This window comes from Bordetella sp. BOR01, from assembly GCF_019218885.1.
Taxonomy (GTDB): Bacteria; Pseudomonadota; Gammaproteobacteria; order Burkholderiales; family Burkholderiaceae_B; genus Bordetella_A.
In genome coordinates this window covers 1,166,161-1,179,727 of sequence record NZ_JAHUWT010000003.1, presented here as the reverse complement: position 1 = coordinate 1,179,727, position 13,567 = coordinate 1,166,161, and the positions used below count along the sequence as shown (strand labels likewise).

The window sequence follows — 13,567 nt, the reverse complement described above, 5'->3', positions numbered from 1 at the left end:
GCTTGCGCGGCCGCCGCCAAGGCTGTGCTATGTAAAACTTGGTTTCCAGCATTAATAGAAGATGCACACCGGCCGGTCGGCGGATCCTGTCTTCGCAGGGAAACGCCGTCGGTCATGACAAACTCAAGACACCACCCATCGCGATTGACGGCGCACCCGTGCATGGCGGCCTATCGCTGTCAAGAAAGTGAACTTTTTCACGCCTAGGATTGCGCACCTGACAACCGCAGTCTGCCCCTATTTTTTGACCGTTTCGGGACCATCTCTGGATAAGCACACCGCGGCCCGGCTATTTCCGGACGGCAGGGGGTTTTCTTGCGTAAGTCGCTGGACCATTTTCCATGGTTTATCAACGTGCGCGCACGCTGCCCATCGGGCGCGGGCACGTGCATTTTCCAGGCGATATAAGACGATGATGCGAAGTAGCTTAGAGGGTTGGCCCGCCATGCGCAAGCTGGCATGGGCGCTGGGCCTGTCGTTGGCCGTGTTGGTGGCGGGCTGCGGCAGCGGCGATTCCGACGACGACGATCCGGGCACCCCGCCGCCCGGCGGCGGCACCGAATGCGCCGCCGATGCCCATTGCGCACCCGCGCCCTGATCCCGCCCGCCAACCCACGACTTCATCGAACCGACATGTCCTTTGATCCTTCCAAGCGCGGATTCCTGCGCGCCTCGCTGGGCACCACCGCCGCGCTGGCCGCGCTTTCCACGTTGCCGCTGTCGATCCGCCGCGCCCTTGCCATCGAAGCCAATAACGCCACCGGCACCCTGCAGGACGTCAAGCACGTGGTGCTGCTGATGCTGGAAAACCGCTCGTTCGACAGCTACCTCGGCACCTTGCCCGGCGTGCGCGGCTTTGGCGACCGCCACCCGATCCCGCTGGCCAACGGCAACAATGTGTTCTACCAAACCGATGCCAACGGCAATATTGAAACGCCCTATCACCTGGACAGCAGCAAGGGCAACGCCCAGCGCGCCGGCGGCACGCCCCACGTCTGGGCCGACGCGCAGGCCGCCTGGGACCATGGCCGCCTGAACCGCTGGCCCGTGGCCAAGCAGCCGCTGTCGATGGGCTACCTGGAAGAAGCGGAAGTGCCGTTCCATCGCGCGCTGGCCGAAGCCTTCACCGTGTGCGACGCCTACCACTGTTCCATGCACACTGGCACCATCCCGAACCGCCTGTTCTACTGGACCGGCACGAACGGCCCGTCGGGCGACAACTACGCGGCCATCGTGAATGAGTACAACGGCGGCAACGATGTGGGCCCCTCGACCGAAGGCTGGACCTGGACCACGTATGTCGATCGCCTGCAGCAGGCCGGCGTGAACTGGAAGGTTTACCAGAGCCTGGCGGACAACTTCGGCTGCAATGAGCTGATGTCGTTTCGCCACTGGCGCGCGGCCATGGAATCAATGCCGGCCGATCGCCGCCCGCTTGCGCTGCCGGCCGTGTCGCCTGCTTACGACCCGGCCATCGACGACCCGCTCAGCCCGCTGGCCAAGGGGTTCGGCAACACCATGCCCGACGGCTTTCTGCAAAGCCTGCGCGACGACGTGAAGAACGGCACGCTGCCGTCCGTGTCGTGGATCATCCCGCCTTCCACCTACAGCGAGCACCCCGGCCCATCCAGCCCGGCCCAGGGGGGCTGGTACGTGCAAGAAGTACTGGACGCCCTGACCTCGAACCCGGAAGTCTGGGCAAGCACGGTGCTGCTGATCAACTACGACGAGAACGACGGCTTCTTCGATCATGTGCCCCCGCCGTCGGCACCGTCGCGGCGCGACGACGGCACCCTGGCCGGCAAGACGACGCTGGGCGAGGCCGAGATGGCTTTCGAATACCACGACTATGCACCCGCCTCGCCGAAGCACACGCCGCCGGATGGCAAGCCATACGGCCCCGGCCCGCGCGTGCCGCTGTGGGTGGTGTCGCCGTGGAGCCGGGGCGGCTGGGTCAATTCGCAAGTGTTCGATCACACCTCGACCCTGCTGTTCCTGGAAAAGCGCTTCGGCGTGAAAGAGCCCAATATCAGCGCGTACCGCCGCGCCATTTGCGGCGACCTGACCACCGCCCTCAATTTCACCAACCCGAACGGCGAAGTGCTGCCCACGCTTGCGGGACGCACCACCAAGGACGCCGCCGATCAACTGGTTGTCCAGCAGGAAGCCGCGGCGCCCATCCCAGTGCCCACCGATCCCGCGCTGCCGCGCCAGGAAGCCGGTACGCGCCCTTCGCGCGCGCTGCCATACGAGCTGCACACGACCGCGCGGGCCGATGCCGCCGCCAGCACCGTCACACTGGCCTTTGCCAACAGCGGCCAGGCGGGCGCGGTCTTCCATGTGTACGACAAGCTGCACCTGGACCAGATTCCGCGCCGCTACATGGTCGAGGCGGGCAAGACGCTGGACGACACGATCGACGCAAGCATGGACCAAGGCCGCTACCATTTCTGGGTGATCGGCCCCAATGGCTACCATCGCGAGTTCGTCGGCGACTTGCGCGACGCCGCCACGACAGGGCTGGAAGTACAGGTGTGCTACCAGTCGTGCGAACCGCCGCAGGTCCAGGTCAAGCTGTACAACCGCAGCGCCAGCACGATTGCCTTCTCGGTGACCGCGCTGGCATACCGCGGCGACGGCCCCTGGACCCGGCAAGTCGAAGCAGGCCAGAGCGGCGAACTGACCTGGGAACTGGGCGACAGCGGCAACTGGTACGACTTCGCGGTAGCGGCGGGCGACGTGAAAACCTGGTCGCGCCGCTTTGCCGGCCGTGTCGAAAACGGCCAGGACTCGGTCTCCGATCCCGCAATGGGGCAAGGCTGACGCAGGGCGGGCGGGGCTCGACTGCGTTCAACGCCCGCGTGTCATCGACTGCAGTACGCCGTCGCGCCGTATCCAGCCATGGAACAGCGCGGCGGCAAGATGCAGCAGCACGGTGGCAAACAGCAGGAAGGCAAGATACCGGTGCGCGCCGCGCAGCCATGCGAACAGCGCGGCGTCGGCAGGCGCGATAGGCGGCAATAGCCAGTTTCCCACCACCACCGGATAGCCCCCGGCCGACACCATCGCCCACCCGATCAGCGGCATGGCGAACATCAGCGCATACAGCAGCACATGCGAGGCATGGGCCGCCTGGCGTTGCCACGCCGGCATGGCGGACGGCAAGGCCGGCGTTCCCTTGTACAGGCGCGTGGCCAGGCGTATACAGACCAGCGCCAGCAATGCCACGCCCAGGGGCTTGTGGATCTGCATCAACCACTGATGCCGCTCGGAAACCGACGCGACCATGCCCACGCCGATGAACAGCATGGCAAGAATGCCGGCCGCCATCAGCCAATGCAGCAGGCGCGCAAGCAGGCTGAATCCCGCCGGATACCGTTGGGGTGCTGGGCTCATTGTGCGTGCTCCTGGCGGGTCGGATGGGATGGCGCCGGGGCAGCCGGCGGCGGCCCTTCGCTGGTGCGGCGCTCGTAAGATGCGGCATAGGCGGCCGAACGGGCCGCCAGTATCGGGTCGTCAGAGATGGCGATGCCGCGGGGCAGCACGGTCGGGTCGTAATTCACGTCGCGGCAGGGGCCTTCATCTTGCGAGGCGCTGCGCGTGATGACGACGGTGCCCGCATCGACGGTGGGCCGGTCCGCCGGCCACTGCTGGGTCGCGTCGCTGGTGGAGTCGCCCGGCGCGCCCAGGGTGACCAGCAGGCGCCAGCGCAGAGGCCCTTGGGCAAGGCGTTGCTGCAGGTCGGCTTGCAAGTAATCGGCATCGTGCTGCGGCAGGGCAGCAGGTGCCGGTGTTGCGTCCAAGGGCGCCAAGTGCCAGCGTACAGGCTGCCGCTTGCCTTGCGCATCGATGAAATAAAAGGCATTCAGGCCGTGATAGCTCTCGGTGGCGTAGCTGGCCGATGGCTTGGCCGTCTTGGCCCATGCCCGGAAGGCCGCGGTTTCCGGATGCGCGGCAAAAAAGGCCTGCATGCGCTGCGGATCGGGCTTGCCTGTCTTGGGATCGGGATGCGCGGCCAGTTGCTGCTCGTAGAACGCCTGTGGCGTCGCCACGACGAATACCGGCATGCTGTTCATGCCGGTACGCCATTGTTCGCCGTTGGCAGAAGTAAAGCGCAATGCAAAGCTGCGGATGGGCGCGCTGGAGTCCGATGCGTACGGATTGCCGCCCGGCACGGCCAGCCGCCCCACGACCGGGGTGTTGCCCGGCGCAAAGACCGCTGCCGTGGACAGGGCTTGCGCCGCGCCGTTGCTTTCGAAATGGCCCGCGACACAGACGCCTTTTGCATGGTTGCGGCGGTAGCCTTCATGGCGGCCGCTATTTGCTTCCAGGGCATCGACCACCCGGTCGGGAGTCAGCCGCTGCGGGTCCAGCCAACCGCCCACGAACGCGAATGCGGTACCCGACACAAGCACGACGGCACCGATCGCGCCCAGGCGCAGGCAGATTTGCCGGGCATCGAGCGGCCGGGCTTCGCGTTGGGGTTCTTGCTGCATCAGGTAAAGCTCCTTGGCCCTGAGGGCGACGAATACCCTGTAAGACGCATCGTCCAAGGAAATTATTCCCCGATGGAATAAACCGATTCGAGCGGCGTCTTACTATATTGGCCTGTAAGTCTGTAGCGCCGCGGGCGCTGGTCTGAACAGGAACCCCCCACATGATCCGGCCGGCACGCTCTTCTTTACCCCACCCCGTATCTGACGATGCCATCCAGGGCGATGAGCTGTCCGATGCCGTGCTGCGCCTGCTCTTGCCGCGGCTGCGACGGTTTGCCTTGCGGCTGACGCACGACCCGGCGTCGGCCGACGACCTGGTCCAGTCAACCCTGGAAAGAGCCTTGACGCGATGGCCCGGCCGGCGCCCGGAAGGAAACATCCGGGCCTGGTTATTCATGATTCTGTACCGCCAGTTTCTCGATTCCCAACGCCGGGCGCGCCGTTATGGCCGGCTGCTCGATTGGTTCGCCGGTACCGATGCGACAGCACCGTCGGCCGAACGCCAGGCGCTGGCCCGATCTTCGCTGGACGCCTTCGAGCGCCTGCCCGAAGCCCAGCGCACATTGCTGTGGCTGATCAGTGTGGAAGGCCTGAGCTATAAGGTGGTGGCCGATCTGTTCGACATTCCGCTGGGCACCGTGATGTCGCGCCTGTCGCGCGCGCGGCGCGCATTGCGGGACTTGAGCGAGGGGCAGCCCCCCCATTTGAGGATACTGAAATGAACGAGCGCTCGATGGACGATCTCACGCGCAACGCGTTTGTGGATGGGAAGCTCGATGCCGCGCAGCGGCAAGACATCGAAGCCTATCTGCAGGCACATCCCGATCAGGCGAAAGAGCTCGGTGCCTGGTCGCGCGATGCGCAGCGGCTGCGCTTCATCGCAAGCCAGGATACCCTGCCGCCCAACCCCGCCCTGGATCCCGCCGCCGTGCGGGCGCGGTTGCGCGCCCGCACCCGGCGCCGGCTGGCAACGGCGGCCAGCCTGGTCGCGGCGCTGGCCATCGGCGGCATCACGGGTTGGGGTGTGCGCGATACGGCCATGGCACACCGCGTGCTGCCCATGCAAGACGCGGTTCAGGCCTATCGCCTGTTTGCCTCGGCGCAAGCGCCGCGGCCCGATGTGCGCGCCGACGCGGGCGACCTGCAGGGCTGGCTGGACGATTATTTCGCCGATGCGCAGCGCTTGCCCGACCTGAGCGCCAGCGGCTTCAAGCCGGTTGCCGCACGCTTGCTGGCCACTGACCAAGGGCCGGCCGCCATCGTGATCTACGAAAACGCCGGGCAGCGAGCCACCTTCTACATTCGTCCGCCCGGGCCCGGCAAGCTGATGCTGCCGCAAGGCAGCCGGCGCGATGGCGACCTGCTGGCTCGCTACTGGTCGGGGCAGGGGTACAACTATGCGCTGGTCAGTTCGGGCGACGGCATGGCCGATCAGCCCCTGCCCATGTCCACCCAGGTGCGCAGCTAGCCCTGGCTGGCAGTTTGCCGGATGGGAATAAAGCGCTTGGTGGCGAATGTCCGGATCTGTTAAGTTGATGGCACGTCCTGATTCGGGAGGTTTCCATGATTGCAAGCATCCGGGTCCGTCCATGGCATTGCGCCGTGGCTCTTCTCATATCCGCGGCCGCCGTGCCGGCGTGGGCGCAATTCACCGGCCAGGGCGCCCAGGTGGCCACGCCCACCGTGGCGGACATTCTTTCCAAGCCCGTCGATGGGCAGATGGTACGTGTGCAGGGCCATTTGCTGCGCAAGCTCAAATCGGAAACTTATATTTTTTCCGACGGCACGGGCGAGATCGTCATGGAAATCGATGACGACGACTTCCCCCAGCAGCCGGTCTCGGAGACGACCAAGATCGAAGTCGTAGGCGAGGTCGACACCGGCTTGCGCCGCCCGCCCGAGATCGAGGCCGAATCGGTGCGCGTGCTTCCTTGAAAGGTGCCGGCGGCGCACCTGCGCCGCCGGTTCTGCCGCATCTCAAGCCAAATCCAGCCGAAGTGAATATGCGGGGCCTAGCCGCGAATGGCACTGGCCGCCTGCAGTAATCCGGCCGCGCATTCGTGTTCGAAGCGGCGCCGCTCACGCAGGTCGGCGGACAACTGCACACCAACGATCACCACGCCGCTTCTGTCGAGCATGACGACCGGCGCGGCGACAAAGCCCATGCCGGGCCGCCATCCGCCAAACGAGGTGCACGTGCCGCCCTGGGCAATGTCGTGGAATGCCTGGTAGATGGCCGCTGCGCGCGCATTGTCGCTGGGGGTCGTCGATGCGCGCATCCGGGCCAGCCATTCGCCCTGCACCGCGGCGGGCTGAGTCCACAGCCAGGCATGGCCCGGTGCGGTGCAGGCAATCGGCAGCCGCGTGCCGGCACCCAGCGCGCAATTGGCGGCGCCAGCGCCGGCCTGATGGACAAGCACCAGCATATCCTCGCGGTCGCGCACGCACAGCAGGCAATGCATATCGTGCTGGTTCGCCAACAGCTGCAGCACCGGCGTCGATTTTCGCACCAGCGCCGAACCGGCCAGCACCGCCTGGCCCAGCACGAAGCAGGCAACGTGCAGGCGAAACGCATCGCGGTCCGGCACGCGAAACACGAAACCCTGCATGGCCAGCGTATCCAGAAGCCGTCGCGTGGTGGTGCGCGGCAGCGCCAGCCTGCGGGCGATTTCGGTCACGGTCAACGCGTTCTCGCCTGGCTGGAAGCAGCGAAGAATCTCCAGCCCCCGCTGCAGGGAATCGACGCCGTGGCCGTCGCTCGCGCCGATAGGGGTGTCCGTGGATTGGCTGCGCTTGCGCATCAGGAACGACCTTCTTCGCCGGCCGGCGCCAGGTCGGCCTCGATCCGGCTGCGCAACGCCAGCAGCAGCGGGCCGATCTCGGCTTCGCAGCGTTCGCGTGGATACCGGAACGCGGGCACGGAACAGCCGAGTATGTACTCGCCCGGCGACTGCGCGAAATCGACGGGTGTCGCAACGCTGTTGACGTCCGGCTCCAGCGAACTGACGGTGACACAGAACCGGGACCTGGCAATTTCCGCCGCCGCCTCGTCCAGCGCCGGACGCAGCGCGCTTGACGGAAATTCGACTTCCAGCTCGCGCAGCACGGCAGCGTGGCAGGCCGGCGACAGCGTAGCCATCCACGCGCGGCCCATGGCCGAATGCGGCAGCTTCAGCCGCGAGCCGGTGGCAACGCGAATCGTCAGCGCGCCCCGGCCGCGGCAGACTTCGTGGCAGACCATCGCCATGCCTTCGCGCACCGCCAGCACGACCACCAGATCGTTGTCATCCGCGAAACGCTGCATGTGCACCCGGGCCCGCACCCGGATGTCCAGGGTCGACAAGGCGCCAAAGCCCAGCGCCACGGCGGCGTGGCCCAGCCGGTATTGGGCCGTCTCGCTCAGGTAGTCGAGATAGCCCAGACGGGTCAGGGTGGCGGTAAGGCGCGACACCGTGGCCTTGGGCAGGCCGGTCTCTTGCGCCAGTTCGCCATTCGAGCGCGCGGTGTTGCGCGGGAAAAACGCTTTCATCAGCGCCAGCCCGCGAGCCAGGACACGGACCTCGCCGCCGGGTGCCGCTGCGGCCGCCGGATCGTCCGCGGCCCTAGGGAAAATCCCTAAAGGTTCGCTCATAAAATGGAATTTGAGGCTATAGAAAGGAATATTCTTACAGGATTCGCACGCAATATCAATGACTTCGTGAAATTCACGATCTCCCAAGAATGTGAAATTTGCCGGTTCGGCAGATATGCATCGGCAAGATCATCGCAATCAAAACGGAATTAGTACGCATAAAACGAAATCTCGAACCTAAAATCAAGTCCATGGAACCCACCCATCCCATCGACTTCGAGACCAATACCCCCGAACACGTGCTGCTGCGGCGCGAAGGCGCGATCGCAACGATCACGCTGAACCGCCCCGAGCGGCGCAACGCGCTGTCTTACGCGGCGAACCGACGCCTGCATGCGCTGTGGGAGGAAATCGACGCCGATCCCACCATCCGCGCCGTGATCCTGACCAGCGCCGACTGCGGCACTTTCTGCGCCGGCATGGACCTGAAAGAGGCTGCCGAGCTGCGTGCCCGCACGGGCCAGGACATCCTGCAATTGCTGCAAGACCCCTTCTACGAGCGCATGCGCACGGTACGCGTGCCGATCATCGCCGCGATGACAGGGCATTTCACTGCCGCGGGCATGGTGCTGGCCGCCAATGCCGACCTGCGCGTGGCGCTGGCCGGCACGTCGGGCGGCATCACCGAGGCCCGCGTCGGCCGCGGAACGCCCTGGGCCGCGCCCATGGTTGCGATGCTGCCGCTCGCCGTCCTGATGGAGCTGGCCACCACGGCACACCCCCTGCCAGTGGAACGACTGCACGCCCTGGGCTTCATCAATGTGCTAGCGGCAACACCCGCGGCCGTGCGCGAGAAAGCAGCCGACTATGCCCGGGCCATCGCCGCCAATGCCCCGCTTTCCGTCGCGGCGGCCAAGGCCGGCTTGCTGGCCAGCGTGGACCTGGGCGCGCATGCCGGCTACGCGCTGTCCAAGGCCCAGCACCGTGAGGTCTATGCCAGCGAAGACGCCGTCGAAGGCCCGCGCGCGTTCGCCGAGAAGCGGGCGCCCCGCTGGCAGGCGCGCTGATTCCCTTTTTTTCCAACCTTGTGGAGCCCTGGATTCGATGATCGACATGCCTTTTGATGAACTCTCGCTCGGCCAGCGCCGCCAGTCAGGCGGCCGCACCATGACCGAGACAGACGTCGTCAACTTCTGCGGCCTGACCGGAAACTGGCTGGCCATCCATTCGGACGCAGAATTCTCCAAGCGTTCGCTGTATGGCCAGCGAGTCGTACAGGGCGGCCTGGTATTCGTGGTCGTCAACGCGCTGCTCGGTTTCGATGCCAGCGTGGTCGAAGCCTTCTATGGCGTGGACAAGCTGCGCTTTCTCAAGCCCACGTTCATCGGCGACACCTTGCATGCCGAGAGCGAGATCATCGATCTGCGCGACAAGGGCGAACGGCACGGGGTGGCCACCACGCGGCTCATCGCCGTCAACCAGCGCGGCGACACCGTGCTGAGCTGCGAGTTCAGCCTGCTTATACGCCGCCGGCGCCTGCTGCCCCAATGACCACCAATCCCACACTGGAATCGTGAGCACGAAATGGACTTTCTGAACGAAGAGCAAATGCTGTGGCGCGACACCGTCGCGCGCGTGATGGAACAGGAGATCGGCCGCGAGTACGTGCGCCAGTGCGACATCGAGCGCGCCTATCCCTACGACGCCTACGACAAGGTGGCCAAGCTGGGCTGGCTGCGCCTGTTGATCCCGGAAGAACAGGGCGGCGACGGCGGCACGATCTTCGACTATGCGCTCATGTGCGAGGGCCTGGCGCGCTACGGCTTCGATTTCGCGACCGCGTTCATGGTGTCGACGTTCACCGGCATGAACATCGTCAAGTTCGGTACGCCGGAACAACAGCAGCGCTATCTGCCGGCCTTCATGCGGGGCGAGCTGCGCTTCTCGATTTCCATATCCGAGCCCCAGGCCGGTTCCGACGCCGCCTCGACGCGCACGCGGGCCGAACCCCGCGACAATGGCTGGGCAATCAGGGGGCAAAAACTGTGGTGCTCCGGCGCAGCGGCCCGGGACGTGGTGATCGCCATGCTGGTGCGCACCGACAAAGAAGCCAAGAAGCACGCGGGCCTGTCGGTGCTGTTGGTGCCCAACGACACGCCGGGGCTGGACATCCGGCGCCTGCCCACGATGGCACGCCGCGCCACCGGCACCACCGAGATCTTTGCCGACGATGCCTGGGTTTCTGACGCCAACCTGCTGGGCGAGGCCGGCAAGGGTTGGCGCATCATCACCGACCATCTGGAACTCGAACGGATCGCGGTGTCCGCCGCCTACGTCGGTAACGCCCAGCAGGCGGTCACCGACGCGTTGCGCTACGCGCACGAACGCATACAGTTCGACCAGGCCATCTACGACTTCCAGGTGATACGGCACATGCTGGCCGACATGCAGACCGCGGTGGACGCCTCGCGCCTGCTGGTCTACCGCGCCGCCGACCTGGCCTCGCGCGGGGTGCCTTGCTCGCGCGAAGTCAGCATGGCCAAGCTGATGGCGTCCGAAACCCTGCAAACCGTGTCGCGCCAGGGCATGCAGATACTGGGCGGGCACAGCATGCTGCCAGAGTCCGACATGGAACGCTATTTCCGCGAAGGCATGCAGTCGACCATAGGCGGGGGCACCTCGCAGATCCAGCGAACCATCATCTCGAAGGCGATGCGCGTGTGATGCAGAACAACCACGACAACGCCGCGCTGCCGCTGCAGGGTGTACGCGTGCTCGACATGACGCGCATTCTGGCCGGGCCCTGGGCCACGCAGAACCTGGCCGACCTGGGCGCCGAGGTAATCAAGATCGAGAACCCCGAAGGGGGCGACGACACGCGCAAGATGGGGCCGCCGTTCGTGCGAAATACCAGCACGGGCGAAGAAACCGATGCGGCGTACTTCCTGTGCTGCAACCGGGCCAAGCAGTCGGTGGCCGTCGACATCACCAGCCCGCGCGGCCGCGCACTGGTGCGCCAGCTGGCGGCCCAATGCGATGTGCTGGTCGAGAACTACAAGGTTGGAAGCCTGGTGAAGTACGGACTGGATTACGAAACACTGCATGCCGAACTTCCGGAACTCGTCTACTGCTCGATCACCGGCTTCGGGCAGACCGGGCCCTATGCCCAGCGCGCGGGCTACGACTACCTGATCCAGGGCATGGGCGGGCTGATGAGCGTGACCGGCGAACGAGACGGCACGCCTGGCGGCGGGCCGCAGCGCGCAGGCGTGGCCCTGGCCGATATCCTGTCCGGCATGTATGCGGCGCTTGCCATCGTTGCCGCGCTGCGGCACCGCGATGGCGGGGGCGGTGGGCAGCATATCGATATCGGCATGCTGGACGTGCAGGTCGCGGTGCTGGCAAACCAGGCGATGAACTACCTGACCACCGGTATCGCACCCGGCAGGCTGGGCAACGGGCATCCCAACATCGTGCCGTACCAGGCGTTTCGCGCTTCCGACGGGCACTTGATCCTGGCAGTCGGCAACGACGCGCAATTCCGCAAGATGGCACAGGCAATGGGGCGGCCCGACATCGGCGAGGACGCGCGCTTTCGCACCATCGCGCTGCGGGTCGCGCACCGGGATGAACTGGTTCCCATGCTGGCTGAAATCATTGCCTCGCGCACCATCGACGAATGGGTGGCGGCCATGGCGTCGGTGGACGTGCCCTGCGGGCCGATCAACACGGTAGACCGCGTATTCGCCGATCCGCAAGTAGCCTCGCGCGGCGCCAGGCTGACGCTGGCGCATGCGCATGCCGGCACCGTGCCGTCGGTAGCCAACCCGATACGGATGTCCGCCACGCCGATGCGGTACGAGGCGGGGCCGCCGGTACTGGGCCAGCACACGGCCGGCGTACTGCGGCGCCTGCTGGGCACATCGGAAGAAGAACTCGCGGCCCTGGCCGAAGAACGCGTGATCAAGGATACCTTCATATGAACCCCGAAGAAGACCGCGGCGCGGAAATGGCCTGGCCCGAGGCACCCGTGATGGGCATGGGGCTGTACTGGGACGACGTGCGGGTCGGCCAGCGTTTCCAGACGCTGGGCCGAACCGTGACCGAGGCCGATATATCGATGTTCGTCGCTGCCACCGGCATGGTCGAAGAGATGTTCACCAACCTCGAATACATCAAGAGCGCGTCCCGGATGGGTGCGCGCCCCGTTCCCGGCGCACTGGTCTACTGCATCGCCGAAGGCCTGCTCATGCAATCGACCATGCAGCGCACGGGAATCGCCTTCCTCGAATGCGACCTGAAGATCCTGAAACCCACGCTGGCGGGCGACACGCTGCACGTGCGCGCCGAAGTGGTGCAAGCCCGCGCCACCAGCAAGCCTGGGTGCGGACTCATGCGCACGATGAACCACGTGGTCAACCAGCGGGGCGAGGTGGTGGCCACGTACAACCCGTTGCGCATGGTCAAGGGCCGGCCCTCCTGACCCACCGCGCAAACCACCAAAGGAGACAGACATGAAAATAGCCCGAAGACTACAAACCCTGCTGCTGGCAGGATCGCTGGCGCTGATCGCGGCGCCCCAGGCCCAGGCCCAGGTGGGAAATTTTCCCAGCAAGCCCATCACCATCGTCGTGCCGTTCGGCGCCGGAACCACCACGGATCTGGCCGCCCGGTTCATCGGCAAGCATATTACCGACGCCACCAAGCAGCCCGTCATCGTCGACAACAAGCCCGGCGCCAATGGCACCATCGCCTTGCAACACGTACTGCGCCAGCCCGCAGACGGATACACCATCGTCGTGGGCACGAACACCACGCATGCCGCGAACCTCAGCCTCTTCAAGAAGCTTCCCTATGACCCCGTTGCCGACTTCGTACCGATCACGGCGATGATCGTCGGCGGCGTGGTGCTGACGGTCGCGCCTGGCGCCCCCTACAACAACGTGCAGGAACTCATCGCCGTTGCCAAGAAACATCCCGGCAAGCTGACGTTCGGCGCCGGCAACTCCTCGTCGCGGGCTGGCGGCGAAGTGCTCAAGGAATTGGCCGGCATCGACATCCTTCATGTCCCGTACAAGACGTTGACGCTGGCCGTTACCGACCTGATGGGCGGGCAGATCGACATGGTGTTCGGCGACGCGCCGGCGGTGATGCCGCATGTGCGCGCCGGCAAGCTCAAGGCGCTGGGCGTGTCCACCCCCACCCGCATGCCGGGCTACGAAGACATCCCCACGATAGCGGAACAAGGCGTGCCGGGCTACGAGGCAAGCGGCTGGCTGGCGGTGTTCGCGCCCAAAGGCATCCCGGACGATGTTGCCGACCAGCTCAACGCGCTCATCGTGCCCATCATGAAGTCGCCGGAAGCCGCCAAATATTTTGGCGACAACGCATGGAAGCCTATCGCGGGCACCCGCCAGGAACTTGCCCAGTTCCAGAAAAGCGAGATCGCCCGCTGGGCACAACTGACCAAGGCGGCCGGTATCGAGCCGCAATGAAGGAG

At 65.7% G+C, this 13,567-nt stretch carries 15 protein-coding genes; 11 read left to right on the top strand and 4 right to left on the bottom strand.

The genetic code is table 11. The features are described from left to right. The first annotated feature begins 445 nt into the window (after nt 1-445). Together KW845_RS20450 and KW845_RS20445 are read left to right on the top strand one after the other, a co-directional pair. Complete coding sequence (locus tag KW845_RS20450; RefSeq protein WP_218371146.1) at nt 446-598, top strand: hypothetical protein; 153 nt, start codon at nt 446-448, stop codon at nt 596-598. 35 nt (nt 599-633) lie between these two features. Then, the gene (locus tag KW845_RS20445; protein ID WP_218371145.1) at nt 634-2,823 is read left to right on the top strand and encodes a phosphocholine-specific phospholipase C; all 2,190 of its coding nucleotides are present in this window, start codon (nt 634-636) and stop codon (nt 2,821-2,823) included. Between the two features lie 27 nt (nt 2,824-2,850). Here KW845_RS20445 and KW845_RS20440 read toward each other — a convergent pair whose 3' ends face one another. Then, nucleotides 2,851-3,396 (bottom strand): cytochrome b, encoded by a 546-nt coding sequence (locus KW845_RS20440; RefSeq protein WP_218371144.1) that lies wholly within the window; start codon nt 3,394-3,396, stop codon nt 2,851-2,853. Then, nucleotides 3,393-4,496 (bottom strand): catalase family peroxidase, encoded by a 1,104-nt coding sequence (locus KW845_RS20435; RefSeq protein ID WP_218371143.1) that lies wholly within the window; start codon nt 4,494-4,496, stop codon nt 3,393-3,395. The genes KW845_RS20440 and KW845_RS20435 overlap by 4 nt, the downstream gene beginning before the upstream one ends. A 212-nt stretch (nt 4,497-4,708) precedes the next feature. Between KW845_RS20435 and KW845_RS20430 the strand changes: the two genes are divergently transcribed. From KW845_RS20430 to KW845_RS20420, 3 genes are all read left to right on the top strand, one after another. Next, nucleotides 4,709-5,218 (top strand): sigma-70 family RNA polymerase sigma factor, encoded by a 510-nt coding sequence (locus KW845_RS20430; protein ID WP_218371444.1) that lies wholly within the window; start codon nt 4,709-4,711, stop codon nt 5,216-5,218. After that, entirely contained in the window at nt 5,215-5,964 is a 750-nt protein-coding gene (locus tag KW845_RS20425; protein ID WP_218371142.1) for an anti-sigma factor, read from the top strand. Before KW845_RS20430 ends, KW845_RS20425 begins: the two co-directional genes overlap by 4 nt. A gap of 95 nt (nt 5,965-6,059) precedes the next feature. Beyond that, nucleotides 6,060-6,431 (top strand): NirD/YgiW/YdeI family stress tolerance protein, encoded by a 372-nt coding sequence (locus KW845_RS20420; protein WP_218371141.1) that lies wholly within the window; start codon nt 6,060-6,062, stop codon nt 6,429-6,431. A 77-nt stretch (nt 6,432-6,508) separates the two neighbouring features. On the opposite strand, the gene KW845_RS20415 is transcribed toward KW845_RS20420, so the two are convergent. After that, entirely contained in the window at nt 6,509-7,297 is a 789-nt protein-coding gene (locus KW845_RS20415; RefSeq protein WP_218371140.1) for an IclR family transcriptional regulator, read from the bottom strand. Further along, nucleotides 7,297-8,127 (bottom strand): IclR family transcriptional regulator, encoded by an 831-nt coding sequence (locus tag KW845_RS20410; protein WP_218371139.1) that lies wholly within the window; start codon nt 8,125-8,127, stop codon nt 7,297-7,299. The genes KW845_RS20415 and KW845_RS20410 overlap by 1 nt, the downstream gene beginning before the upstream one ends. Before the next feature lie 191 nt (nt 8,128-8,318). Here KW845_RS20410 and KW845_RS20405 point away from each other — a divergent pair, with 191 nt between their 5' ends. From KW845_RS20405 to KW845_RS20380, 6 genes are read left to right on the top strand one after another with little or no spacing between them, the layout of a single operon-like run. Further along, nucleotides 8,319-9,134 carry an enoyl-CoA hydratase/isomerase family protein gene (locus KW845_RS20405; RefSeq protein ID WP_218371138.1) on the top strand — a complete coding sequence of 272 codons (816 nt, stop codon included), beginning with the start codon at nt 8,319-8,321 and terminating at the stop codon, nt 9,132-9,134. Nucleotides 9,135-9,171: 37 nt separating this feature from the next. Further along, entirely contained in the window at nt 9,172-9,618 is a 447-nt protein-coding gene (locus KW845_RS20400) for a MaoC/PaaZ C-terminal domain-containing protein (protein ID WP_218371137.1), read from the top strand. Between the two features lie 33 nt (nt 9,619-9,651). Then, nucleotides 9,652-10,791 (top strand): acyl-CoA dehydrogenase family protein, encoded by a 1,140-nt coding sequence (locus KW845_RS20395; protein WP_218371136.1) that lies wholly within the window; start codon nt 9,652-9,654, stop codon nt 10,789-10,791. Beyond that, on the top strand, nt 10,791-12,050 hold the full coding sequence (locus tag KW845_RS20390; protein ID WP_218371443.1) for a CaiB/BaiF CoA-transferase family protein: 1,260 nt from the start codon (nt 10,791-10,793) through the stop codon (nt 12,048-12,050). Before KW845_RS20395 ends, KW845_RS20390 begins: the two co-directional genes overlap by 1 nt. After that, a complete protein-coding gene (locus tag KW845_RS20385; RefSeq protein ID WP_255592767.1) occupies nt 12,047-12,550 on the top strand; it encodes a MaoC family dehydratase N-terminal domain-containing protein in 504 nt (167 codons plus the stop codon). Before KW845_RS20390 ends, KW845_RS20385 begins: the two co-directional genes overlap by 4 nt. Nucleotides 12,551-12,581: 31 nt before the next feature. After that, entirely contained in the window at nt 12,582-13,562 is a 981-nt protein-coding gene (locus KW845_RS20380; RefSeq protein WP_218371135.1) for a tripartite tricarboxylate transporter substrate binding protein, read from the top strand. The last annotated feature ends 5 nt before the right edge of the window (nt 13,563-13,567 follow it).